This is a genomic window from Croceibacterium segetis (assembly GCF_011320115.1).
Taxonomy (GTDB): domain Bacteria; phylum Pseudomonadota; class Alphaproteobacteria; order Sphingomonadales; family Sphingomonadaceae; genus Croceibacterium_B; species Croceibacterium_B segetis.
This window is the reverse complement of record NZ_JAANOZ010000001.1, coordinates 231,917-254,566: the sequence shown is the minus strand read 5'-3', so window position 1 is coordinate 254,566 and position 22,650 is coordinate 231,917. Positions and strand designations below refer to the sequence as shown.

Genomic DNA, 22,650 nt, shown 5'->3' with positions numbered 1-22,650 from the left:
CATGCGCATCGTCATGGCCGCCACTCTCGCAGCAGGACTGGCTCTCGCCGGGTGCTCCGAACAGACGCAGGACAGTGCCCAGGAGGCAGCGAAATCGGCGGCTGCCGACGCCGCCAGCAACACATCGGAAGTGCTCGACCAGGGGGCAGAAGCTCTGGGCAAAGCGGCCGACAAGGTCGACAACGGTGCGAACACCGAAACGACGAGTTCGACCAACGTGAGCGACGGCTCAACCACCACCACAACGACTACCAAAACCGACTAGGCCGACCGGACAGCGCAGGTTCACGGCCCTCGGCGCACGTTGCCAGGCGGATGCGGACATTGGGGGTTGCCATTGGCGGGCCCCGGTCCGCTATACTCCGCCGGACTCACGAGAGAGGGACGCATGCAGCTTCGTAACAACAAGGTCGCCGCCGCGCTGGCCGTGGTGGCCATCGCCGCGGCGGTTCCGCTAATCGGTGGCCAATCCGATCAAGCGGTCGCCGCCACCTCAACAGCGCCGGCTTGGGCGATCCAGCCCGGCGGCACGCTCGGCGCCGCGGTGCGCAACGGATCGGACACGATCGCCGTCAACTTCGCCAAGTGGGGCGGTGCGATCAATTTCGATCCCGACAACCCGGGTGCCGCCGCGATCAAGATCGACGTCGACCTGGCCAGCGGCACAATCGGCGACAGCTTCAAGGACGAGCTGCTGCAAGGCGACGAATTTTTCGGCACGGCCAGCGGCCCGACGGCGACCTATCAGAGCAGCTCGGTCGAAGCTCAACCCGACGGCCGCTTCGTCGCCCACGGCACACTGAGCCTGCACGGCATGTCGATGCCGCAGGATGTCGAGTTTCGCCTCAGCGGCAGCGGCGCCCAACGTCATGTAGAGGGCAGCGCGTCGATCGACCGGGTCGGCTTCGGCATCGGCACCGGCTCGCATGGGAACGATCTCGACAACGCGGTAGCGGTCAACTTCGCTTTCGACGCTAAGCGCGGCTGATGGCCCGCCCCGCCGCGCTCGTTACCGGCGGCGCCCGGCGCATCGGCGAGGCCATCGTTCGCCGGTTCGCCGCCGGGGGATGGCACGTTGTCATCCATTGTCATGACTCGCGCGCCGAGGGCAACGCGCTGGCGTCCGAGCTGCCCAGCGCGGAAGTGGTGAGCTGCGATCTTGCCGACACCGCAGCGGCGCTGGCGATGATCGGGCGGCTGGCAAATCGGCTCGAGGACTGGCGCGTTCTCGTCAACTCGGCCTCGGTGTTCCGCCCCGACGCGGCGACGATGCTCGATGCGGCCACCTTCGGCGAAGCGATGCAAATCAACGCCGCCGCACCCGCAGCGATGGCGCAAGCCTTTCTGCGCCATGCCCAGTCGCAAGCCGGAAGACGAGTGATCAACCTGACCGACCAGAAGCTGGCCAATCCCAACCCCGATTTCTTCAGCTATACCACCAGCAAGCACGCGCTCGCCGCTACGGTGCCGATGATGGCGATGGCGGCCGATCCGGCGGACCGGGTCTATGCCCTTGCCCCCGGCGCGATCCTTGCCAGCCACGACCAGTCGCCGGCCGAAACCGAAGTCTCGCACCGGATGAACCTGCTAGAGCGCCGCACCACCGCCGAGGAAGTCGCCGACGCCGCGTGGTTCCTCGCCACCGGGCCGCTGGCGAGCGGCCAAACGGTCTTTGTCGATTCCGGCCAGCATCTGCTAAGCCAGCCGCGGGACGTCATGTTTCTCGCTCGCGAGGAGAGGGGATGAAGAAGCACCGCCTGTCGACGCGGCTGTGGCACTGGATCAACCTGCTGGCGCTGGTGATCCTGTTCATGTCGGGGCTCAACATATCGAACGCGCATCCCTGGCTCTACTGGGGCCAGTGGGGCTTCCAGCCCAACACCGCGTGGCTCGCTGTGACGCGGTTCCCCGGCTGGGCGACGATCCCAGGTCACTACGACCTCGCTGCGGCGCGCGACTGGCACATCCTCTTCGCCTGGGTCTTCGTCGTCGGCCTGCTCGCCTACTTGCTGATCGCGCTGTTCAACAAGCACCTCGGGCGCGACATCGTCCCTCACCGCAAGGAGTGGCGCTGGTCGGCGATCCGCGCCGACATCGCCGCGCACTTGCGGTTCGATTTCAACCACGGCGAGGGCAAGTACAACTTTCTCCAGAAGCTCGCGTACGGCGTCGTTCTGTTCATCCTGCTCCCGCTGATGTTCCTCACCGGAATGGCAATCAGTCCGGGGTTCGACGCGGCGTTCCCCTGGTTGCTCGACGTGTTCGGCGGCCGGCAGAGCGCGCGGTCGCTTCACTTCATCGTCGCCTGGTGCGTGTTCGGTTTTTTCGTCATCCACGTGCTGCTGGTGCTGCTGTCGGGACCGGTCGGGCAACTGCGCGACATGATCACCGGAGGGCGGTTCGATGAAGCGGCGTAATCTCCTGGTCGGGCTCGGCGCAGGCCTCGTCGCGGGCTGCTCGAAAGTCGGCGCCAGCACGCCGATGCAGAAGCTGTTCGAACTGGCGGAAGGCTGGCACCGCGGCGCGCAGCGCACTCTCGCCGGGCGCAACGCGCTGGCGCGGGAGTTCTCGCCCGAGGACATTTCGCCCTACTTCCGCGGCAACGGCACCACCGACCCCGGCGATGCCAGTTATGCCGCCCATGCCGCCGCCGGTTTCGCTGACTGGAAGCTTGCCGTGGGCGGACTGGTCGACCGGCCGCTGCTGCTCTCCCTCGACCAGGTCCGCGCCCTGCCCCAGCGCACCCAGATCACGCGCCACGATTGTGTCGAAGGTTGGAGCGCGATCGGCCAGTGGACCGGTCCTCAGCTCAAGACACTTCTCGATGCCGCGAAGCTAAAGCCGGACGCGCGCTTTATCGTCTTCCATTGCGCCGACATGCTCGAGGGCGCGAACTATTACGAGAGCATCGACCTGATCGATGCCTTCCACCCGCAGACCATCGTCGCCCACCAGCTCAACGGCGCGCCGCTGCCGGTGACCAACGGCGCGCCGCTGCGGATGCGGATCGAACGCCAGCTCGGCTACAAGCACGCCAAATATGTCAACGCGATCGAGGCGGTCGCCAGCCTCGATGGCGTCGGCGGCGGCAAAGGCGGCTTCTGGGAAGACCGCGCGGGGTACCAATGGTACGCCGGGATTTGACGCATGCGATTGACAAGGCCCCGTGGAACCCGCTTGAGCATGGCCGGATGAAAAGCAACGGTCTGATCGCATGAGCGGATTGTTCGGCCGGTTGATGACCCGCTTGATCAAGCGCGGTACGCTCAAAGTTACTTACGCCTCGGGCGAGACGGCCACTTACGGTGAGCCGACTCCCGGCTATCCCGACGTCGCCGTGCGCTTCACCGACGACAAGGTCGGCCGCGACGTGGTGCTCGACCCTCGGCTCGGCGCGGGCGAAGCCTATATGGACGGGCGCATCGTCATGGAGCGCGGCGGCGTGATGGAGCTGGTCGAGCTGGTCCAGGCGAACAACCGCTGGGAGCGGCGCGGCCAGGTGCTCGAACCGAGCCTGCGGCGCAAGATCGCCGGGCACGTCTCGTTCCTCGCCCGCTCGTTCAACAAGCCGGGGAGCTCCAGGCGGAACGTCGCGCACCACTACGACATCGGCAACGATCTCTATAAGCTGATGCTCGACAACGAGCACATGCAGTACAGCTGCGCCTACTGGCCGCGCGAGGGGATGACGCTCGAGCAGGCGCAGGAAGCCAAGCTCGCGCACATAGCCGCCAAGCTAGCGATAAAGCCCGGCCAGAACGTGCTCGACATCGGTTGCGGGTGGGGCGGCATGGCGATCTACCTCGCGCGCCATTACGATGTCTCGGTCCACGGCATAACGCTGAGCGAGGAGCAGATCGCCCTCGCCAAGCAGCGCGCCAAGGAGGCCGGGGTCTCGGACAAGGTGCGCTTCGAACTGGTCGACTACCGCGCGCTTCCCGGGCGCGGCACGGCTTACGACCGGATCGTCTCGGTCGGCATGTTCGAACACGTCGGCCGGCCGCAATTCGAAACCTTCTTTCGCGCCTGCGCCAACCTGCTGACCGAAGAGGGCGTGATGCTGCTGCACACCATCGGCCGCATGGGCAAGCCGAGTCACACCGACGCGTTCACGGACAAGTACGTCTTTCCCGGAGGGTACATCCCGGCCCTGAGCGAGACGGTGGCCGCGAGCGAGAAGATGCGGCTGATCGCGGCCGACGTCGAAACGCTGCGGCTGCACTACGCCAAGACGCTGCGCGAATGGTACCAACGCTGTCTCGATCACCGCGAAGAGATCGTCGCCCTGTTCGACGAGAGGTTCTTCCGCATGTGGACGTTCTACCTCTCGGGCTCGACCGCCGCGTTCGAGAGCGGCGGAATGTGCAATTACCAGATTCAGTACGCCCGCAACCGCCACGCGCTGCCGCTGATGCGCGGCTACTTCGAGGAAGAGGAGCGCCGGTTGCTCGGCGAATGAGCGCAAGTTGCGCACTGGCGGCGGCCGTGCGACGAGCGCGCCGATGTCCGAAGCCGTCACTCCGCATACGCTGAACCGCGCCTCGATATTCGCGCAGGCCTGGCCGATCATGCTCGGCCAGGCCTCGATCCCGCTCGTCGGAGTGGTCGACGCCCTCGTAATCGGGCGCACCGGGGATGCTGCCGCGCTCGCCGGCGTGGCGCTGGGGGCGACGACCATCAATCTCGTCTTCTGGACCTTCGGCTTCCTGCGAATGGGCATGACCGGGCTCACCGCGCAAGCCGCCGGAGCGGGCGATCAGGGCGAGATCGAAGCGCTTCTGGTGCGCGGTCTCGCCGCGGGCGGCGCGATCGGGCTGGTCCTGCTGGTGCTGATGTGGCCTTTGCGCGAGATCGCTCTCGCGGTGTTCGCCGGGGGTGAAACCGTCACCGAACAGGCGCGCGCCTTCGTGACCGCACGGTTCATCGGGGCGCCCGCCTCGTTGGCGGTGTTTGCGATCAATGGCTGGCTGTTCGGACTCGGCCGGACAAGCGCCGCGCTCGGCCTGCAACTGGTGATGAACCTGGCAAACGTCGCTTTCGACGTGGCGCTGGTCTTCGGCCTGGGCATGGGCGCGGCGGGCGTCGGTTTCGGCACCTCGGGCGCCGAGTGGGTCGCGCTATTTACCGGTCTGGCATTGGTGACGCGCGTTTCCGGCGCAAGTCCCCTCACCCTGGCGCGCAAGGCGGGGCGAGCGGCGCCGTTTGCCGGCGAGGCCATGACGCGGTTATTCGCGATCAATCGCGACCTGATGATCCGCACCATCGCGCTGCTGATCCTGTTCGCCTGGTTCGCCAATGCCGGCGCGCGGCTGGGGGCGGTGAACCTCGCGGCCAATCACGTGCTGATGCAGTTCGTCAGCGTTGCCGCATTCATCCTCGACGCTTTCGCCTTCACCGCGGAATCGCGCATCGGCCAGGCGATCGGTGCTCGCTCGCGGCCGCAATTCGTCCGCGCCGCGCGGCTGACGTTCGAATTCTCGTTCGTGTCCGGTCTTGCGCTCGCGCTGCTGTTCTGGAGCCTGGGCGGTCCGACGATAGACTTCGTCACCACCGACCCGGCGATCCGCGCCACCGCGCATGATTTCCTGCCTTTCGCGGCGGTGATCCCGCTGATCGGCATGCCAAGCTGGATGCTCGACGGGATCTTCATCGGGGCCACTCGCGGCCGCGCGCTTCGTAACGCCGGGGTGGTCGCGACGCTGCTCTACCTGGCCACCGACTTCGCGCTGCGACCGCTCGGCAACCTCGGGGTGTGGGTGGCCCTCTGCTCCAGCTACCTGTTTCGCGCCGGATCGCTCGGTTTGTACGTCCCGTCGCTGTTGCGTTCGCTTGACGGCCGTCCGGCGGTTGCGAGCGCGACAACGATTGCCTAACGCAGGCCGATGACCTTGCGCACCGTTTGGACTCTTTGCCTCCGCCTGGTGCTTTCATTCCTCGCGCTGGTGGCCTTCACCCAGCCGGCCTGTGCCAAGGTCGAGGTGGAGTTTCGCAGCTTCAACGGATCGATGTTCTTCGGCCGCTATCCGCACACGTTCGTAATCTTCCACGGCACGCTCGACGCCACCGGGCAGAAGATCGATGAGAATTTCGGGTTCACCGCCAGGCACGTCACGCCGGCGATTCTCTCCGGGCCGGTCGAAGGCGAAATCTGGATCGAGGAACCCAAGTGGATCGCCAAGACCAACCGTCATTTTGCGGTGACGGTTGACGACGCGACCTATCACGAGATGCGCGCCGAGGTCGATTTCTGGGACAAGCACCCAGGCAAATTCTACGACCTCGACCACAACAACTGCATCCACTTTGTCGGGAAGATCGCGCAAATGGCCGGGCTCAAGGTCGATTTTCCCAAGGAGCTTCTGCGCAAGCCGCGCGCCTGGCTGAACCACATTGCCGCGCTGAACCCACAGCTTCACGCGAAGGCTATTAACGGCTGACAATCGAGCGGTGGCGGCGCAACAAGGATCTGGTCAAGAGGGGATTCGAATGCGCAAAGCCATCACAGGGGGGTTGGGAGCTCTGGCCCTGGCCTTGGCTGGCCCCGGGCCAGCTCAACAACCTCCGGCGATCGGGGCGGCGCCCGTCACGTTGTCGAGCACGCCTTACGTGTTCGACACCGCCGAGCAGCACCAGATCAAGGTCACGGTCGTAGCCAAGGGGCTGGCGCGGCCTTTCGCAATCGAGTTCCTGCCGAACGGCGACTTGCTGGTGAACGAGCGCGGCGGCGGCCTCCACGTGATTCGCGACGCGACCCAGCCGAGCGCGCGGCTCGATCCGCAAGCAATCGAAGGCATGCCCAGGCCGCCGGCCGGCTCCGCCTTCAGCGTGGGCTTCCAGGACATGGCGCTGGCTCCCGACTTCGCCAAAAGCCACTGGCTCTATTTCACCTACAACGAGCCCGCCCCGCGACCGGCCGGCGACAACGCCGCTCCCGAGCTCTACTCCTTCGGCAGGCTGACGGTGATGCGCGGCAAGCTCGAAGGCGGCAAGCTCACCGGGATCCAAACGCTGCTGCAAGGCGGCGCTTCCGCTGCGCTCGGCTCGCGTCTCGCCTTCGCAAGGGACGGCACTCTGTTCGTCACCACCGGCGGAGCTTTTGGCAGTACGTCGCAAGAACTCGGCACGATTTACGGCAAGGTGCTCCACCTCAACGCCGACGGGTCGATCCCGAAAGACAACCCCTTCGTCGGCAAGACCGGCGCCCATCCGGCGGTCTATTCCTACGGCCACCGGGACCAGCACGGCCTGGTTGTGCACCCGGTGACCGGCGACGTGATCTCTGCCGAGCACGGCCCCAACGGCGGCGACGAGGTGAACCTGATCAAGTCGGGCCGCAATTACGGCTGGCCCAACTACAGCTACGGCCGCAATTACGACGGCGCTCCGCTTGCCGATAACCCTGTCGGGCCAGGGATCGAGAAGCCGCTATTGGTCTGGCTGCCCTCGATCGCGCCGTCAGGATTGCTGGTCTACCAAGGCGACAAGTTCCCGGCATGGAAGGGCAACCTGTTTGTCGGTAGCGCCCGATGGGGCGAGATACCGGGAACCGGCAGCCTGCAGCGGGTGGTGTTCAACGAGACGTACGGCGAGATGCGCCGCGAAGCCTTGCTTAGCGAGCTTCACCAGCGCGTCCGCGACATCGCCGAGGGGCCGGATGGGCTGATTTACGTCCTGACCGACGGCCCCGAAAATGCGGTGCTTCGGATTGAGCCGGCGGCGCCTTAGCTGGGATACCGCTCGGCCATCAGTTCCCATGAGAGGGCGATCAGGCCTTCGAGCGCATCGATGTCCACCTGATCGAGCCGCTTGATGTAAAGACAGGCCTTGCCCGTCGAATGCTTGCCGAGGCGCGCGAACAGGGCATCGGCCTCGGCTTGCCGCGACCCGTGGTTGCCCACAAGGTACAGCGTGAGCGCCGCCTTGCGCGGACTGAAGCCGGCCTTGCACATCGTCCCTGTGCGGCCGCTGTCATAGCGATAGTCGTAACTGCCGTAGCCGATGATGCTCGGGCCCCACATCTTCGGCTCGAGCCTGGTGACGCGGCGGTAGATCGCATCGAGCGCCCTCGCCTCTTCACGCCGGCGTTCTTCCGGAAGACTGGCCATGAAGTTCTCGACGGCGACCTCGGTGGCCTTCGTCTTCAGCTCAGCCATCGCAATCGTTCCAGTAGTCCTTGTTGGTGGTGCAATTGTACTGAAGCCCGCTGGAATTGACGAAGCACACCGTCTTCATCGGGCAAGCCTTCCACACCCGCGGATGGTATTCGGGCGGCGCGTTGGCGCGCTGGAACGCGGCGACGACTTTCGGGCGCATAGTCTGCACCTGCCCGCGGATCTTGTCGTCGCCGTCGCGGATCGCGGTGTCCATCCAGTAGAGCACCTCGTCCTCGCGGTCCTTGGCGTCCTTCATCTGCAGCAGCGCGCTCGCGGCGATCACCGAGCCGACGACCTGGCCCTGGTCGGCGAGATTGCGCGCGAGGCGATAGGCAAGCGCGTGGTCGGCCTTCACCCCGGTGCCGTCGTTGGCCATCGTCGCGGCCATGTAGGTGGCGTAGACGTGCCCGCGCTCGGCGGCCTGGCTGAAGTATGAGAAAGCCTTGGCGCCGTCCTTCTTCACGCCCAGGCTACCGTCGTAGTAATAGTTGCCGGCGAGGAAGAGCGCATCGACGTGGCCCGACTTCGCAGCGGCTTCGAGCAGCGGAAGGGCAGTGGCGTAATCGGCTTTGCCGGTCGCGGTACCGTTGATGTAGAGCAGCGCCTCGAAGTACTGCGCGGGCGCGTAGCCGAGCCCGGCCGATTTCACGAGCATCGCCCAGCCGACCGGCGCTTCGACCTTGGGAACCTTGCCCTGGAGCACCGACATCGCAGCCTCGAACCAGGCCGAAGGATCGTCCTGCTTGTGGAACAGCGCGAGGTGCCCGAGCCCCTCCTCCGTCGAGACGGTGCGATCAGTCGCCCGCAGCGCCAGCGACGCGCCCGGTTCGGGGCACGGCTGGCCGGCATCCGCCGCCGCCTCGTATTGTGCGGCCCAGGCCTTGTCGGCATCCGCGACGCTTCGGCCGGAGGTAACCTCCTCGGCGATCAGGTCGTAAGCCTCGTGGCAATCGTCGCGGTGGAAGTACTGCGCCCCGATGTCGGGAAACCCGCCGTTCTTTTCCTGCACGGCGTCGGCGGCGGTGGCCGCCCCGAGCACGAGCGCGATCACAATTCCAGCCAGACGCACGGCCATTTCCCCCCGAAAGTGGCGCGACCTGAGATAGTTGTGCCGCGCACGGAGCACCCGCGCAAGAGGCGCGCTTGCGGAACCACGCCGCTGACCCTAGAGCGCCCCCGGTTTTCCCTCGCCTGCCGGAGTCTCCCATGTCGGACATCAAGCGCGTCGTTCTCGCCTATTCGGGCGGCCTCGACACCAGCGTGATCCTCAAGTGGCTGCAGGTGACTTACGACTGCGAGGTGGTCACCTTCACCGCCGACCTCGGCCAGGGCGAGGAACTCGCGCCGGCGCGAGCGAAGGCCGAGCTGATGGGCATCAAGCCCGAGCACATCTACATCGACGACTTGCGCGAGGAGTTCGTCCGCGACTTCGTGTTTCCAATGATGCGCGCCAATGCTCGCTACGAGGGCGATTACCTGCTCGGCACCTCGATCGCCCGGCCGCTGATCTCCAAGCGGCTGATCGAGATCGCCCGCGAAACCGGCGCCGATGCGATCGCCCACGGCGCCACCGGCAAGGGCAACGACCAGGTCCGCTTCGAGCTCAGCGCCTATGCGCTCGATCCCGACATCAAGGTCATCGCCCCGTGGCGCGAGTGGGACCTGACCAGCCGCACCGCGCTGATCGCCTGGGCCGAGAAGCACCAGATCCCCGTGCCGAAGGACAAGCGCGGCGAAAGCCCGTTCTCGACCGACGCCAACCTGCTGCACACCAGCAGCGAGGGGAAGGTGCTCGAGGATCCGTGGGGCGAGGTGCCCGACTACGTCTATTCGCGCACCGACAACCCCGAGGACGCGCCCGACCAGCCGGAATACGTCACCATCGACTTCGAGCGCGGCGACGGCGTGGCGCTGAACGGCGAGGCGATGAGCCCGGCCAGCTTGCTGACCGCTCTCAACGCGCTCGGCAAGAAGCACGGCATCGGCCGGCTCGATCTGGTGGAGAACCGTTTCGTCGGCATGAAGAGCCGCGGCATGTACGAGACCCCGGGCGGCGAGATCTACGCCCGGGCGCATCGCGGGATCGAGTCGATCACGCTCGACCGCGGGGCGGCGCACCTCAAGGACGAGCTGATGCCGAAGTATGCCGAGCTGATCTACAACGGCTTCTGGTTTGCCCCCGAGCGCGAGATGCTGCAGGCGGCGATCGACCTGAGCCAAGCGAAGGTCAACGGGACCGTGCGGCTCAAGCTCTACAAGGGCATGGCCTCGGTGGTCGGCCGCAAGAGCGCGGACAGCCTCTATTCCGAGCGGCACGTCACCTTCGAGGACGATGCCGGCGCCTACGACCAGCAGGATGCCGAAGGATTCATCAAGCTCAACGCTCTGCGGTTGCGATTGTTGGCAAAAAGAGACCGCTGATAAGCGGTTGTATTTACGCCCGAAAAGCAAGTTATCCACTCTTGTCCACCGGCAAATGGGTTGAAAGTGGATAACTAGCGCTTCCCCCGCTTGCCCGACTCGGGGCCATGACGCATTCTCCAGACATCGAGAGCGGGGATTGGCTCTTCGGATGGACGGGGTAACACCCTGAAAGAAGAAGAGATTTTGGAACCACTTTCGACGCGACGGCGAGATGCCGCGCGGTGGAGGAATGAAAGCCAAGGCGTCTTCGGATGCTGCAACTTCCAGACCGTTGAAGCCGCGAAGGTGCGCAGTCGGCAGGCCGGACTTGCCGGCCGGTTCCGATGGAGAGGTGATGCCCCGCATTGCCGAACCAGTTGACGAACCTGGCTGAAAGATCGGTCGCGGAACCGCCGGGTGGTTTGGAGGAAATCTTCGGGTTTCATCCGTCCCCCGACGGAACCGGCACCGGCGCGAGCGCCGGGCGACATAGCGAGACCGCCCTTCGGGGTCGGCCACGCGAAAGACGCCAGGCGTTAAGTGTCCTTCGGGGCCCACACGCCGGTGAGAGTGGGGTCGGCAGCAATGCCGGCCCCATTTCCGTATCCGCCCTGCAGAGCACGTCGATCCTGCCCGCGAAGCCCGGCCGCGAATCGCCCCGATTTGCCCTTCCGCAGGCACCGCCGTTCAGCAGCGACCCGCCGAAAATTAACCAAACATAGTTCCTCGACCCGCCGCAAACCGCGTCCGACTCACGGTGAGGCGAGCCTCGAATGGGGCAAAACGAAGGCAGCGGGGTTCTTTCCCGCCCTTTTCGCCGCTAACCCACCCCTCGTCATGGATGGGAACATCACCATGAGGCTGCGCCTGGCTTTAGGCGCCGCCGCATTGCTGGGTCTCGGCGGGGCGCTTGCCCCGGGTTACGCTGAGGATACCGCACCCGAGGTCGCGATCGCCGCGCCGCCGATAGCCGATCCCGCACTCCCCAGGTTCGAGCCGCAAGTCGACACCGGCGCTGCGCTCACCATCCCGCAAACCGATACCGACGACGGCGGCCAGGCCTGGCAGCCGGTCGGCGGCGGCATGGCCAGCTGGTACGGCGCCGAGCTCGCCGGCCATCGCACCGCCAGCGGGGAGCGCTTCAACCCCGCCGAGCTGACCGCCGCGCACCGCACGCTGCCGCTCGGCACCAGGGTCCGTGTGACCTACCACGGCGAATCCGTCGTGGTCCGCATCAACGACCGCGGGCCGTTCGTCCGCGGCCGGGTGATCGACCTGTCGCGCGCCGCCGCCGAGGAAATCGGCCTGCGCCGCGCCGGCAGCGGCAAGGTCGCCCTCGCCGTGCTCGACGACACCCCCGACTCCTCCTCCCAGTAAGCCCCGTCTCTACGGCCGCATCAGCTGCGCGCGGATCGCCCCGCCCGGGTGCTCCGTGGTGTGGACGTTGACGTAGAACGCGCTCGGGTTGGCGACGATCTCGCTGATCAGCGCCGGCGCGACCGGCTGGCAGGTGTCGGAGATGTTCTGCGCCGGGTTGGCGAGCACCACCACCGGCGGCCCGGCGACCTGGGCCGCGCCGCGGTGGATGTGCGCCATCGTCGGGCTCGCCAGGCTGGCGACGCCGAGCGTGTAGCAGATCCGCCCCATCGCCGGGTCGAACCAGCCGGTGAACTCGCCGGTGCCGTTGGGGTCGCCCGGCCCCGGCACCTCAGCCTTGCCGTCGAGGGTGGCGATCAGCGGGGTGCCGGTATGGGTCGGGTTGGCGCCGCCCGCCGCCGTGGTGGCGCAGGCGGCCAGCGCAGGGGCGAGCGCGGTCAGCGCGAGTGCGGCGGAGACGATCTTCATGGCAAGCTCTCCTCATTAACATTCTACGACGCCTGAACGCGACGAAGCGCGCCGCGGTTCCGTTGGGCCGTGCCGATAAGACGCCGCGCTACCCGTTCATCCCCACCAGCGGGGCCCACACGGCGTTTGGATAGGCGGCGGTATCGATCGCCAGGGCGAAGTTCCCGGCGTTCTTGACCAGCCGCCGGGCGACCTCGTCGGACGCCGGCACGCAGTCGCCGCTGGCGCCGCCGACCGGCGGCTTGAGGTTGAACAGCACCTCGCCGTTCTTCTCCGGCTTGAGCGCGACGATGCGCACCGCGGTGGGGTTGGCCACCCCGGGGGCGTTGATCATGTAGCAGAGTCGCTTGTTCTCGAACACGCCGGTGAAGTTGCCGGTGCCGCCGATGTCGAGGCTGGCGGTGATCGAGGGTGCCGGCTGCCAGGTCGGCGCCGAGGGCTGCGCGGCCGCCGCGGCGGCGAGCGTGAGGCCGCCGAGGACGAAGCCGGCTTTCAGGATCGCGTGCATCGTAAGGGTCTCCCTGCTTGGGTTGCCCCACCCGCTCCGACAACGCGCCGAGGGGTTGCCGGTTTCCGATGGACCGTGCCTCGAGCGGCGGCCCGTGCGCCCCGCCGCGCGCCGGCCGGAGAGGGTGACACTTACGGACCCTGTCACCCAAAGTGTCGCCTAGCCATTTCCACGCTTTTTCAATGGCTTAATGGCCGAAAGGCGACAAGGCGACAGGGTGACACTTCTCCAACCGGATCACCCCCTCCCCCCGCCGAACCGCGCAGGATGCCGCACGCCGCGCCCCGCCGCGCGCGAGCGCTCGAGCCGCCGCCGCTCGCGCCGCGCGATCGCCAGTTGCCACGCCTCGTCGAACGCCGAGCCGGCCAGCCGCTCGCGCAGCTTGTAGGCCGACTGCCGCCCCATCCCCACCGCCCGCGCCGCTCCCGCGACCGAGGCCCCCGCCCCCAGCTCGCGCAGGAACGCGGCCATCCTGGCGCGGGTCCAGTGCCTGTGGCGGGGTGCGCGGGGCGAAGGCGCCTCGTCGAGCCCGGCCGGAGTCGAGGGATCGTCGGCAGGAAAGGTATCGGACAAGGGTTCTGCTCCTTGAAACGAAGGGAGAACCGATCTCCTTATGCGCGAGCGCACCGTGTAGGACAGCGAAAACAGCGCGCGGAATCCAACAAAATGACCGGCCCCCTTCCCTTTGTTCGTCATCCCGGGCCCGACCCGGGATCCCGCTTCCCGCGCGGCGCCCGGCAATGCAGCGGGACCCCGGATCAGGTCCGGGGTGACGGCTTTTCGGAATGCGCGAGCCTCACGACAACTGCGAGGTGCTCACCGCGGCAAGGCACTCGAAGTGGAACGGGAGGGACTGCTCGTCGAACTCCGGCGCCTTGACCGTGCCGGCCGGGCGCTGGAGGCGCAGCCGGACGAGCTCCGGCGCGGCGATCGCCTCGGCGCAGACCGCGCAAGGCTGGCCGTCGATGTCGCCGCTGTCGTCGGGCAGCGGCCCCTTGCCCGCCCAGTGCCGGTGGAAGGTGAGTTCGACGCCGGGCCGCACCACGCGGCGCAGGCAATCGAGGTGGGCGTAGCTTTCATTGACCTGGTAGCCCGGCGTATCCGGATCGACCCGCAACACCCGCACGATCGCCCCCCACGCAATCCGCTCGCCGCAGAAGCGGCAAAGGTACTGGCTGAGCAGGTTAGGGTCGCGGCGGCGGAACATGGGTGGGGTTTAGCACGCGGGCGTTAAGGCCGCCCCTCACCCTGCTTCCTCATGCTGAACTTAGTTCAGCATCCATGGTGCCGACCGGACCCGCAGCTCGTGGGGAGGAATGCGCCCTCGAAGCGTAAGTCTGCAAGGCCGTATTTAGTCTACGTCCCCCGAACTCTCTGTCCCCGGAACTCTCCCGGAACTCTGCTGTCCCCGGAACTCTGCCCGGAACTCTGGGACTTTGATAGTCTGTTTCGCAGCTACGCTATAGCACTCTAAGTTCGCTATTACGTTAGCGCCATTAGTCCCCATACGTTCGCAATTCTCTCCCCAACTCCTCCCTCTTTACGCCTCATAGAGCATGGCATCGACTGACAGTCGATCAACGTTTGCTAAGGGAGCTACACCCTCTCGACAAACTCTTCATCGCCCTCGATTTCGATTAGACCATTTTGAAGGTCAAAAAGCATTTTCGCCAAACCGCCCCCGACGGGTGATGAAGTTGCAAGTGCGCCTTACACAACTCGTCCTTGTGTTGGTAGTAATAGGTGCAAACTACTCCGCCGCCTCCCCCGCCCGTTCCAGCATCGGCTTCAGGTACGCCCCGGTAAAGCTTTGCGCGTTCGCCGCCACCTGCTCGGGCGTCCCTTCCGCGACGATCTCCCCTCCCCGCACGCCGCGTTGAGGCTTCGCCCCGTCTTCGACTCCCGGCCCGAGGTCGAGGATCCAGCCGCCGGTCTTGATCACGCCGTCGGCTTCCCCTCCCGCACCAGCATCTCGTGCAGCATCCGCCACACCCCGTCGCTGTCCTTCCGCCAGATCATTACCCCGCGGTAGTGGCCGAGCGGGCCGGCGGAGGCTCCCTGGCCGACGGCGTAGCGGGCGCGGACCTGGACGTAGGCGAGGTTGCCCTCCACCACGGTGCGCACGGGCTCGATCGCCGCGCCCGAGAGCGGGCCGAGCGAGCGGGCGACCTCGGTGAGCGCGGCGCGGCCGGAGACCGGCGGGTCCTCGCCCTCCTGGAACACTGCGTCCTCGGCGTAGTCGCCGACCCACGCCAGCCGGTCGGGGCCTTCGAGGTGCGCGACCAGCCGCGCTTCGGCCGCGCGGATCTCGGCCACGACCGCCTTGTCATGCGCCTCGCTGTTGTCCCACGCCAGCCCGCAGGCGCCGAGCATGAGCGGCGCGGCGAACGCGATCAGTGCCTTCATCGTCTGTGTCCCCCCATGCGCGGCCTAGTCACAGAGCAGCCCGGCCATTCTGGATTCAAGTCCGTTGGCCGGGATGTCGACCATCTTCGCCTCGCCGCCGGTGTTTCCCTCTTTGGCGAACACGAGCTCGCCATCGGCGCCGTAGGCGAACAAGCTGGGCTCGGGGTCGAACTTGCCACGAACGCAATCGAGCAGATACTCGTAGCCGACCTCGACCACCGTCCCTCCCGGGAACGCCAGCGGCTGGTCGTAGACTTCCCATTCGTGAACCCGCAGGTGGTGCTGGGCGTCGTCCGCCGGATCGAATTCCGCGACGTTCACGTAGACGGTGAAGGCCGGCTCATCGGCGCTCGCCTTCACGGTGCCGAGCTTCATCCACCCGCCGCTCACGCCTTCGGCGAGCGGGCTGTGCGGCGGGTGCCCCGCCAAGGCCGGCGCGGCCCAGGCGAGCGCGGCCAGTGCCAGCGGTGCGGCGAACGCGGTGCGTGGCTTCATCGATGCCCTCCCCCTATTTCTTCTCGGTGTCCCCGCTTTCGCCGCTGCCCGCCTCGCCGCTTTCGTAGGACGACGACTTGGCCTCGGTGTCGCCGCGCGGAGCATAGGCGGCGCGGGTCATGCGGGCGGGCGCCGCCGCGCGGGCTTGCGAGGTCGCGAGCCCTTCACCGGGGCGCCCCTCGGGCAGGTCGAGCCTGACCACCGCCGCCTCGCCGGCGGGCGCCTCGGCGGGAATCGCCGCCGGTCGCGCCACGGCGCCTTGGGCGAGCGCGACCGCGGGTGGCGAAAGGACTTCGACGCGGGCTGGAGCAGGCGCGAAGACGGCGCACAGCGCGCCGAAAGCGATGACGTAACACATGGCCCTCTCCCGGTGCGACCCGGGCACGACCCCTGCCGGGAAAGTCTGCCTCCCGCCGGCTCTTGTCAAACGATTAGCCCGGGGGTGCGGCTATTCCGCCGCCTCTTTCGCGCGGTCCTTCTTCGCCGTCCCGGCCTTGGCCAGCATCGGCTCGAGGTACGAACCGGTGAAGCTGCGCGGGTTGGCCGCGACGGCCTCCGGCGTGCCCTCGGCGACGATCTCGCCGCCGCGCACGCCGCCTTCGGGGCCGAGGTCGAGGATCCAGTCGGCGGTCTTGATCACGTCGAGGTTGTGCTCGATCACCACCACCGAGTTGCCCTGGTCGACGAGGCGCTGGAGGACTTCGAGGAGCTTGCGCACGTCCTCGAAGTGGAGGCCGGTGGTCGGCTCGTCGAGGATGTAGAGCGTCTGCCCGGTGCTGCGGCGGCTGAGCTCCTTGGCCAGCTTGACCCGCTGCGCCTCGCCGCCCGAAAGCGTGGTCGCCTGCTGGCCGACCTTGACGTAGCCGAGCCCGACCTCGTTGAGCATGTGCATTTTGTCGCGGATCGGCGGGACGGCCTTGAAGAAGCCTTCCGCGTCCTCGATCGTCATGTCGAGCACGTCGGCGATGGAGAGGCCCTTGAACTTCACCTCGAGCGTTTCGCGGTTGTAGCGCTTGCCGTGGCATTCCTCGCAGGTGACGTAGACGTCGGGCAGGAAGTGCATCTCGATCTTGATCAGCCCGTCGCCCTGGCACGCCTCGCACCGGCCGCCCTTGACGTTGAAGCTGAAGCGCCCGGCCTTGTAGCCGCGTGCCTGGCTTTCGGGCAGGCCGGCGAACCAGTCGCGGATCTGGGTGAAGGCGCCGGTGTAGGTCGCCGGGTTGGAGCGCGGGGTGCGGCCGATCGGGCTCTGGTCGATCTCGATCACCTTGTCGCACAGCTCGAGCCCGGTGACCTTGTCGTGCGGCCCGGCGATCACCCGCGCGCCATTCAGCGTGCGCGCGGCCGAGGGGTAGAGCGTGTCGACCACCAGCGACGACTTGCCGCTGCCCGAGACGCCGGTGATGCAGGTGAAAGTGCCGAGCGCAATGCGCGCGGTGACGTTCTTCAGGTTGTTCGCCCGCGCGCCGTGGACGGTGACCGCGTGGCCGTTGCCCTTGCGGCGCTTGGCCGGGACGGCGATCTCGCGCGTGCCGTTGAGGTAGTCGGCGGTCAGCGAGCCCTTGGCCTTGAGGATCGTCGCCAGGTCGCCCTGGGCGACGATCTCGCCGCCGTGGACGCCGGCGCCGGGGCCGAGGTCGACGATGTGGTCGGCGTGGCGGATCGCGTCCTCGTCGTGCTCGACGACGATCACCGTGTTGCCGAGATCGCGCAGCCGCTTGAGCGTTTCGAGCAGCCGGTCGTTGTCGCGCTGGTGCAGGCCGATGCTCGGCTCGTCGAGGACGTAGAGCACGCCGGACAGGCCCGAGCCGATCTGGCTGGCGAGGCGGATGCGCTGCGATTCGCCGCCGGAGAGCGTACCTGAAGTTCGGTCGAGGTTCAGGTAATCGAGCCCGACATTGTCGAGAAACCCGAGCCGCTCGTTGATCTCCTTGAGGATCGCGCGGGCGATCTGGTTCTGCGTGTCGCCGAGCTGCTCGGGCAGCGCGAGGAACCACTTCCGCGCGTCGGTCACGCTCATCTTGGTCGGCGTGGCGATGTCGGTCATGGCGACTTTCACCGCCAGCGCCTTCTCGTTGAGCCGCTTGCCGAGGCACACCTCGCACGGCTGCGCGGTCTGGAACTTGGAAAGCTCCTCGCGCATCCACGCGCTGTCGGTCTGCAGCATGCGCCGGTTGAGGTTGCCGATCACGCCCTCGAACGCCTTGCGCACGGTGTATTCCTTGCGCCCGTCCTTGAAGGTGAGTGGCACTGGCCGTCCCTGCGTGCCGAACAGAATCACCTCGCGGTGCTCGGGCGCGAGCTCGTCCCAGGGCGTAGTCAGGTCGAAGCCGTACTCCTTCGCCAGGCTGGAGAGGACCTGCATGTAATAGGGGCTTGGCGGGTTCGACTTGGCCCACGGCACCACCGCGCCCTGCTTGAGCGTGAGGTGTTCGTTCGGCACCACGAGCTGCGGGTCGAACAGCAGCTTCTCGCCGAGACCGTCGCACGCCGGGCAGGCGCCTTGCGGGGCGTTAAAGCTGAACAGCCGCGGCTCGACTTCCTCGATCGTGAAGCCGGAGACCGGGCAGGCGAACTTCTCGGAGAAGACGATGCGGTTGGGCGGCAGGCCGGCGCCCTTCATCGCCCCGCCGGCATCCTCGACCTCGCGGCCCGGGACGTTGCCGTCGGCGAGGTCGACATAAGCCAGCCCCTCGGCCAGCTTCAGCGCGGTCTCGAAGCTGTCCGCCAGGCGGGTTTCGATTCCGGGGCGCACCGCCAACCGGTCGACCACCACCTCGATGTCGTGCTTGTACTTCTTGTCGAGCGCCGGCGCGGCCTCGATCTCGACCATCTCGCCGTCGATGCGCACGCGGGTGAAGCCGGCCTTCTGCCATTCGAGCAGCTCGCGGCGGTACTCGCCCTTGCGCCCGCGCACGACCGGGGCGAGCAGGAACAGCCGCGTGCCCTCGGGCAGCGCCATCACCCGGTCGACCATGTTCGACACCGTCTGTGCCTCGATCGGCAGGCCGGTGGCAGGCGAGTACGGCACGCCCACCCGCGCCCAGAGCAGGCGCATGTAGTCGTAGATCTCGGTCACCGTGGCGACCGTCGAGCGCGGGTTGCGGCTGGTGGTCTTCTGCTCGATCGAGATCGCCGGGCTGAGCCCATCGATGTGCTCGACATCGGGCTTTTGCATCATCTCGAGGAACTGCCGCGCGTAAGCGCTCAGGCTCTCGACGTAGCGCCGCTGCCCCTCGGCATAGATCGTGTCGAACGCCAGGCTGCTCTTGCCCGAGCCCGACAACCCGGTGATGACGATCAGCTTCTCACGCGGAAGCTCGATGTCGAAGCCCTTGAGATTGTGCTCGCGGGCGCCGCGGACGGAGATGGTGGAAAGACTCATCGAGAATGGATGTTCCGCAAATGTTCGCGCAGGTCAAGAGGCGCCGAACGGCAGCCCCACAGCTCGCGAGCGATGTGGGGCCTCCGTTGCTCGGTCGCAACCCATGCAGCCAAGACGCGATTTCGCAGGCGGCCCCTTTGGCCTGCTAGCGGGCGGTCATTCCTTCGACGCGTTCGCGAGCGGCACTTGCGCTGTGGGACTCGGCGGCGGGGGGGTTTGCGGCTGCTGTGATGCCTGGCCCGGCTTACCTCCGGACTTCCCGCCACCGTTGTTAGTGGCATCTTTGGGGGCGCTCGATGGCGGGTTCGCCGAATTCGTCAGTTCCTGTGTTTGAGAAGTGACGGAATCATTCACAAGCTGTTTCATGCCGGTGTAACTGCATATTCCCGCATAGCGCTCGATTGTCGAACGTCCGTCCTCGTAGGAGGTCGGCATCGCTTTGAGCGTGCGCGTTTTGAAGTCGAGTTGGGCCGCTTGCACGAGCTTTCTCACATTGGCGATGTCTGGAGATACCAAGAAGGCATCTTGGATGTTCTGATATGTCGAGTCGTACGCCTCAAACGCGGCATTCGAGAGGCCCAGCGCTGTTTGCCCAGCGCCAGACAGGCCCAAGACGGCATTCATCAACGCATCCACTGTCGATCCGGAATTTCGCTCGAACTGGCGCTTCCTGTCGGATTGGGCGGCGATCACGAAGAACCGCTGGCAATAAAGATCCGTTAATCCGAAACCGGCTTCGAGATACTTCGTGACCGCCGGACCCCGGTTAACTGCGAGAGCTACCGAGCAGGCGGCCACAAGTGAAGATTTTGACATGAGTCCCCCCAATTGATTTTCGCGGCACTTGGCCGCGCCGATGCGGTCCAATTTTGGCGAGTTCTGCGGGCGTGGCCGACGGTTTCCCACCTGTCTTTGAGGCACCTCCACCCTTACGAACGGCCCAATCGCAAACGTCTCGAACAGCCGCGCTAAAGCGCCACCACGATCGTCAACCCCCCCGAGCCAGGCTGGAAATCCGCTTCCGGTTCATTGCCGGTGGCGGGATCGGAACCGCTGGACGGCGATGACCCCGGAAGCGAACCCTGCGGCCCCGGAAAGTCATGCGTCATCGGCGCGCCTGCGGCGACACGCGGAATCCCACATGTGGTTTATCCCCAAGTCGGGAGCCAGCGGCGACAGGCGCCCCCCGCGCTTCTCCAGGTGAAACCCGCGCGCAACGAACATGCTGGGAAGCAACGCCTGGGCGCAACTTTCGCCGCGGCGGTTCGCCTGGGTACGCAGTTCATCGACGCGCCGCCGCCGTTCATCGACAAGCCATCGCGCGAGTGGCATAGGATAGTTTCGCTGCTTACCAGTTGCGCCCAGGGGCGGGCGCACGCTCGATTCCTGACGGGGACTGCTTTTCCATGACCAAGCTCAAAACCTTGCTTCGCTCGGCGAGCGCGCTCGCGCTGCTCGCGGTGATATCCGCACCGGCCACGGCGCAGAATGCCGCGCACTCCGACGAGATCGTCGTCACCGGGCACGCGGCGATCGGCGACTTCGGCATCGACCTCGCCGCGCGCGATCCGAACACCAAGCCGGGTGACGATTTCGATCGTTACGCCTCGGGCAAGTGGATCGATGCGACGACGATTCCTTCGGACCGTCCCTCGACCGGCTCGTTCGTCAACCTGAGCGAGGACGTGCGCAGCCAGTTGCAGACGCTGATCACCAGCGCTCCGGCGGGCAGCAAGTACGGCGCCGTCTACAACGCTTTCATGAACGAGAAGCGTGCCGAGCAGGTCGGCCTGAAGCCCCTGATGGCGGATCTCGCCAAAGTCCGGGCGATTCAGGACAAGAGCGAGTTCGCGCGGTTCATGGGCAGCACCGACGGGGTGTTCGGGTCCAGCCTCATCGCAAGCTACATCGACGTCGACAGCGAGAACCCGACGACCAACGTCCTCTATCTCTCGCAGGGCGGCCTCGGGTTGCCGGAAAAAGACTATTATCTCAATCCGAACTTTGCCCCGCAGCGCAAGGCCTACGTCGCCTACATGGCGCGCACCTTCAAGGCGATCGGCACGCCCAACCCCGCCACGGCGGCGGAAAATGTCATGGCCTTCGAAACCTACGTCGCCGAGCTCAGCTGGGACGTCGCCGACCGGCGCGACATCGACAAGACCAACAATCCCTATTCGACCGCCGAGCTGGAAAGCTACGCCCCCGGGCTCGACTGGGATGCCTTCTTCGCCGGACTTGGCGTGCCGCCGCAGCAAAGACTGATCGCGAACGAGAACAGCGCGATCCAGCGGCTTGCCAAGCTCTATGCTTCCACTCCGCTTGAAACGCTCAAGCTGTGGCAGCAATTCCACGTCGCCGATCAGGCCTCGCCGTACCTCAACAAGGCGATGGTCGACAGCCGCTTCGCCTACACCAAGTCGCTCAGCGGCGTCAGCGAGAACCAGCCGCGGTGGAAGCGTGGCGTGACGCTGGTCAACGGCTCGCTCGGCGAACTCGTCGGGCAGGACTATGTCGCCAAGCATTTCCCCGCCGCCAGCAAGGCGAAGATGGAACAACTCGTCGCCAACCTGAAGTTGGCGATGGCCGACCGCATCAAGACCAACAGCTGGATGAGCGACAAGACCAAGCAGGAAGCGCTGGCCAAGCTCGACAACACGATGGTCATGGTCGGATTTCCCGACAAGTGGCGCGACTATTCGGCGCTGGCGATCTCGCCCGACGATCTTTACGCGGACGTGGTCCGGGCGGGTAAGTTCAACGCCGACTACGAGATGGCCAAGCTCGGCCAGCCGCTCGATCGCAAGCTGTGGGCGATGAGCCCGCAGACGGTGAACGCGTACAACGGTGGCCAGGAGAACAAGATCGTCTTCCCGGCGGCGATCCTGCAGCCGCCGTTCTTCGATCCGGCGGCCGACCCCGCGGTCAATTACGGCGCCATCGGCGTCGTCATCGGCCACGAGATCAGCCACAGCTTCGACGACCAGGGCCGCAAGATCGATGCGACCGGCAAGGTGCGCGACTGGTGGACGCCGGGAGATGCGGAGCGCTTCAACGCCGAGGCCAAGAAGTTCGGCGCGCAGTACGCGGCGTTCGAAGTGGTGCCCGGCGCGCACATCAACCCCGAGCTGACGATGGGCGAGAACATCGCCGATTTCGCCGGCCTCAACGTGGCGCTCGATGCCTACCACCGTTCGCTGAACGGCCAGGAAGCGCCGGTGCTCGACGGCCTCACCGGCGACCAGCGGTTCTTCCTCGCCTATGCCCAGGTATGGCGCAACAAGACGCGCGAGGACGCCGTGCGCCAGCAGGTCACCACCGACCCGCACAGCCCGGCGCGCTTCCGCACGATCGTGCCGATCCGCGACCTCGACGCGTGGTACAAGGCGTTCGACATCAAGCCGGGCGACAAGATGTACATCGCGCCCGAGGACCGGGTGCACATCTGGTAACCG

Annotated in this window: 23 protein-coding genes and 1 pseudogene; 12 read left to right on the top strand and 12 right to left on the bottom strand. The window is 66.4% G+C overall.

The genetic code is table 11. The features are described from left to right. Position 1: 1 nt before the first annotated feature. The 9 genes from G7B69_RS01320 to G7B69_RS01280 all read left to right on the top strand — a co-directional run bounded on the left by G7B69_RS01320 (position 2) and on the right by G7B69_RS01280 (position 7,725). The gene (locus G7B69_RS01320; protein ID WP_166175262.1) at positions 2-265 is read left to right on the top strand and encodes a hypothetical protein; all 264 of its coding nucleotides are present in this window, start codon (positions 2-4) and stop codon (positions 263-265) included. 123 nt (positions 266-388) lie between these two features. Continuing rightward, entirely contained in the window at positions 389-988 is a 600-nt protein-coding gene (locus tag G7B69_RS01315) for a YceI family protein (RefSeq protein ID WP_166175260.1), read from the top strand. Further along, entirely contained in the window at positions 988-1,746 is a 759-nt protein-coding gene (locus G7B69_RS01310) for an SDR family oxidoreductase (protein ID WP_166175258.1), read from the top strand. The genes G7B69_RS01315 and G7B69_RS01310 overlap by 1 nt, the downstream gene beginning before the upstream one ends. Further along, on the top strand, positions 1,743-2,417 hold the full coding sequence (locus G7B69_RS01305) for a cytochrome b/b6 domain-containing protein (RefSeq protein ID WP_166175256.1): 675 nt from the start codon (positions 1,743-1,745) through the stop codon (positions 2,415-2,417). Before G7B69_RS01310 ends, G7B69_RS01305 begins: the two co-directional genes overlap by 4 nt. Further along, positions 2,404-3,144: a molybdopterin-dependent oxidoreductase gene (locus tag G7B69_RS01300; RefSeq protein WP_166175254.1), complete on the top strand. Its 741-nt coding sequence runs from the start codon at positions 2,404-2,406 to the stop codon at positions 3,142-3,144. The genes G7B69_RS01305 and G7B69_RS01300 overlap by 14 nt, the downstream gene beginning before the upstream one ends. Before the next feature lie 70 nt (positions 3,145-3,214). Further along, positions 3,215-4,459, top strand: a complete 1,245-nt coding sequence (locus G7B69_RS01295; RefSeq protein ID WP_166175252.1) for an SAM-dependent methyltransferase — start codon at positions 3,215-3,217, stop codon at positions 4,457-4,459. Between the two features lie 43 nt (positions 4,460-4,502). Beyond that, the gene (locus G7B69_RS01290; protein WP_243414974.1) at positions 4,503-5,873 is read left to right on the top strand and encodes an MATE family efflux transporter; all 1,371 of its coding nucleotides are present in this window, start codon (positions 4,503-4,505) and stop codon (positions 5,871-5,873) included. A 9-nt stretch (positions 5,874-5,882) separates the two neighbouring features. Beyond that, complete coding sequence (locus G7B69_RS01285) at positions 5,883-6,437, top strand: hypothetical protein (RefSeq protein WP_166175250.1); 555 nt, start codon at positions 5,883-5,885, stop codon at positions 6,435-6,437. A 49-nt stretch (positions 6,438-6,486) separates the two neighbouring features. Then, a complete protein-coding gene (locus G7B69_RS01280) occupies positions 6,487-7,725 on the top strand; it encodes a PQQ-dependent sugar dehydrogenase (RefSeq protein WP_166175248.1) in 1,239 nt (412 codons plus the stop codon). Here G7B69_RS01280 and G7B69_RS01275 read toward each other — a convergent pair. Beyond that, complete coding sequence (locus tag G7B69_RS01275; RefSeq protein ID WP_166175246.1) at positions 7,722-8,153, bottom strand: DUF1801 domain-containing protein; 432 nt, start codon at positions 8,151-8,153, stop codon at positions 7,722-7,724. The genes G7B69_RS01280 and G7B69_RS01275 overlap by 4 nt on opposite strands. Beyond that, the gene (locus G7B69_RS01270; RefSeq protein ID WP_166175244.1) at positions 8,146-9,228 is read right to left on the bottom strand and encodes a tetratricopeptide repeat protein; all 1,083 of its coding nucleotides are present in this window, start codon (positions 9,226-9,228) and stop codon (positions 8,146-8,148) included. The genes G7B69_RS01275 and G7B69_RS01270 overlap by 8 nt, the downstream gene beginning before the upstream one ends. Positions 9,229-9,359: 131 nt before the next feature. Here G7B69_RS01270 and G7B69_RS01265 point away from each other — a divergent pair, with 131 nt between their 5' ends. Next, positions 9,360-10,574 carry an argininosuccinate synthase gene (locus G7B69_RS01265; protein ID WP_166175242.1) on the top strand — a complete coding sequence of 405 codons (1,215 nt, stop codon included), beginning with the start codon at positions 9,360-9,362 and terminating at the stop codon, positions 10,572-10,574. A gap of 837 nt (positions 10,575-11,411) precedes the next feature. Further along, positions 11,412-11,933, top strand: coding sequence for a septal ring lytic transglycosylase RlpA family protein (locus G7B69_RS01260; RefSeq protein ID WP_166175240.1), 522 nt, complete (start codon positions 11,412-11,414; stop codon positions 11,931-11,933). A gap of 9 nt (positions 11,934-11,942) precedes the next feature. On the opposite strand, the gene G7B69_RS01255 is transcribed toward G7B69_RS01260, so the two are convergent. The 10 genes and pseudogenes from G7B69_RS01255 to G7B69_RS01210 form a co-directional block, all read right to left on the bottom strand. Further along, complete coding sequence (locus tag G7B69_RS01255) at positions 11,943-12,401, bottom strand: CHRD domain-containing protein (protein ID WP_166175238.1); 459 nt, start codon at positions 12,399-12,401, stop codon at positions 11,943-11,945. Between the two features lie 88 nt (positions 12,402-12,489). Further along, positions 12,490-12,909, bottom strand: coding sequence for a CHRD domain-containing protein (locus G7B69_RS01250; RefSeq protein ID WP_166175236.1), 420 nt, complete (start codon positions 12,907-12,909; stop codon positions 12,490-12,492). Between the two features lie 237 nt (positions 12,910-13,146). Further along, positions 13,147-13,482 carry a hypothetical protein gene (locus G7B69_RS01245; RefSeq protein WP_166175234.1) on the bottom strand — a complete coding sequence of 112 codons (336 nt, stop codon included), beginning with the start codon at positions 13,480-13,482 and terminating at the stop codon, positions 13,147-13,149. A 223-nt stretch (positions 13,483-13,705) separates the two neighbouring features. Then, positions 13,706-14,116, bottom strand: a complete 411-nt coding sequence (locus tag G7B69_RS01240) for a hypothetical protein (RefSeq protein ID WP_166175232.1) — start codon at positions 14,114-14,116, stop codon at positions 13,706-13,708. Between the two features lie 543 nt (positions 14,117-14,659). Then, positions 14,660-14,851, bottom strand: a pseudogene (locus tag G7B69_RS01235) (hypothetical protein); the annotation flags it as partial. Continuing rightward, positions 14,848-15,282, bottom strand: a complete 435-nt coding sequence (locus G7B69_RS01230; protein ID WP_423717753.1) for a YybH family protein — start codon at positions 15,280-15,282, stop codon at positions 14,848-14,850. The pseudogene G7B69_RS01235 and the gene G7B69_RS01230, both read right to left, overlap by 4 nt. 57 nt (positions 15,283-15,339) lie before the next feature. Next, positions 15,340-15,810 carry a hypothetical protein gene (locus G7B69_RS01225; protein WP_166175226.1) on the bottom strand — a complete coding sequence of 157 codons (471 nt, stop codon included), beginning with the start codon at positions 15,808-15,810 and terminating at the stop codon, positions 15,340-15,342. A 13-nt stretch (positions 15,811-15,823) separates the two neighbouring features. Then, a complete protein-coding gene (locus tag G7B69_RS01220) occupies positions 15,824-16,168 on the bottom strand; it encodes a hypothetical protein (protein ID WP_166175224.1) in 345 nt (114 codons plus the stop codon). A 90-nt stretch (positions 16,169-16,258) separates the two neighbouring features. Then, on the bottom strand, positions 16,259-19,195 hold the full coding sequence (gene uvrA, locus G7B69_RS01215) for an excinuclease ABC subunit UvrA (RefSeq protein ID WP_166175222.1): 2,937 nt from the start codon (positions 19,193-19,195) through the stop codon (positions 16,259-16,261). 156 nt (positions 19,196-19,351) lie between these two features. Then, positions 19,352-20,062: a hypothetical protein gene (locus G7B69_RS01210; protein ID WP_166175220.1), complete on the bottom strand. Its 711-nt coding sequence runs from the start codon at positions 20,060-20,062 to the stop codon at positions 19,352-19,354. A gap of 539 nt (positions 20,063-20,601) precedes the next feature. Here G7B69_RS01210 and G7B69_RS01205 point away from each other — a divergent pair. After that, positions 20,602-22,647: a M13 family metallopeptidase gene (locus tag G7B69_RS01205; RefSeq protein ID WP_166175218.1), complete on the top strand. Its 2,046-nt coding sequence runs from the start codon at positions 20,602-20,604 to the stop codon at positions 22,645-22,647. Positions 22,648-22,650 lie beyond the last annotated feature (3 nt).

What these genes read in the sequence shown, in the direction of transcription:
- G7B69_RS01230 (WP_423717753.1), bottom strand. Translation starts at nt 15,282, where the DNA reads ATGCTCGGCGCCTGCGGGCTGGCGTGGGACAACAGCGAGGCGCATGAC.
- G7B69_RS01240 (WP_166175232.1), bottom strand. Translation starts at nt 14,116, where the DNA reads ATGTTCCGCCGCCGCGACCCTAACCTGCTCAGCCAGTACCTTTGCCGC.
- G7B69_RS01315 (WP_166175260.1), top strand. Translation starts at nt 389, where the DNA reads ATGCAGCTTCGTAACAACAAGGTCGCCGCCGCGCTGGCCGTGGTGGCC.
- G7B69_RS01305 (WP_166175256.1), top strand. Translation starts at nt 1,743, where the DNA reads ATGAAGAAGCACCGCCTGTCGACGCGGCTGTGGCACTGGATCAACCTG.
- G7B69_RS01275 (WP_166175246.1), bottom strand. Translation starts at nt 8,153, where the DNA reads ATGGCTGAGCTGAAGACGAAGGCCACCGAGGTCGCCGTCGAGAACTTC.
- G7B69_RS01300 (WP_166175254.1), top strand. Translation starts at nt 2,404, where the DNA reads ATGAAGCGGCGTAATCTCCTGGTCGGGCTCGGCGCAGGCCTCGTCGCG.
- G7B69_RS01290 (WP_243414974.1), top strand. Translation starts at nt 4,503, where the DNA reads ATGTCCGAAGCCGTCACTCCGCATACGCTGAACCGCGCCTCGATATTC.
- G7B69_RS01260 (WP_166175240.1), top strand. Translation starts at nt 11,412, where the DNA reads ATGAGGCTGCGCCTGGCTTTAGGCGCCGCCGCATTGCTGGGTCTCGGC.
- G7B69_RS01250 (WP_166175236.1), bottom strand. Translation starts at nt 12,909, where the DNA reads ATGCACGCGATCCTGAAAGCCGGCTTCGTCCTCGGCGGCCTCACGCTC.
- G7B69_RS01285 (WP_166175250.1), top strand. Translation starts at nt 5,883, where the DNA reads ATGACCTTGCGCACCGTTTGGACTCTTTGCCTCCGCCTGGTGCTTTCA.
- G7B69_RS01255 (WP_166175238.1), bottom strand. Translation starts at nt 12,401, where the DNA reads ATGAAGATCGTCTCCGCCGCACTCGCGCTGACCGCGCTCGCCCCTGCG.
- G7B69_RS01295 (WP_166175252.1), top strand. Translation starts at nt 3,215, where the DNA reads ATGAGCGGATTGTTCGGCCGGTTGATGACCCGCTTGATCAAGCGCGGT.
- G7B69_RS01265 (WP_166175242.1), top strand. Translation starts at nt 9,360, where the DNA reads ATGTCGGACATCAAGCGCGTCGTTCTCGCCTATTCGGGCGGCCTCGAC.
- G7B69_RS01225 (WP_166175226.1), bottom strand. Translation starts at nt 15,810, where the DNA reads ATGAAGCCACGCACCGCGTTCGCCGCACCGCTGGCACTGGCCGCGCTC.
- G7B69_RS01220 (WP_166175224.1), bottom strand. Translation starts at nt 16,168, where the DNA reads ATGTGTTACGTCATCGCTTTCGGCGCGCTGTGCGCCGTCTTCGCGCCT.
- G7B69_RS01280 (WP_166175248.1), top strand. Translation starts at nt 6,487, where the DNA reads ATGCGCAAAGCCATCACAGGGGGGTTGGGAGCTCTGGCCCTGGCCTTG.
- G7B69_RS01205 (WP_166175218.1), top strand. Translation starts at nt 20,602, where the DNA reads ATGACCAAGCTCAAAACCTTGCTTCGCTCGGCGAGCGCGCTCGCGCTG.
- G7B69_RS01270 (WP_166175244.1), bottom strand. Translation starts at nt 9,228, where the DNA reads ATGGCCGTGCGTCTGGCTGGAATTGTGATCGCGCTCGTGCTCGGGGCG.
- uvrA (WP_166175222.1), bottom strand. Translation starts at nt 19,195, where the DNA reads ATGAGTCTTTCCACCATCTCCGTCCGCGGCGCCCGCGAGCACAATCTC.
- G7B69_RS01310 (WP_166175258.1), top strand. Translation starts at nt 988, where the DNA reads ATGGCCCGCCCCGCCGCGCTCGTTACCGGCGGCGCCCGGCGCATCGGC.
- G7B69_RS01320 (WP_166175262.1), top strand. Translation starts at nt 2, where the DNA reads ATGCGCATCGTCATGGCCGCCACTCTCGCAGCAGGACTGGCTCTCGCC.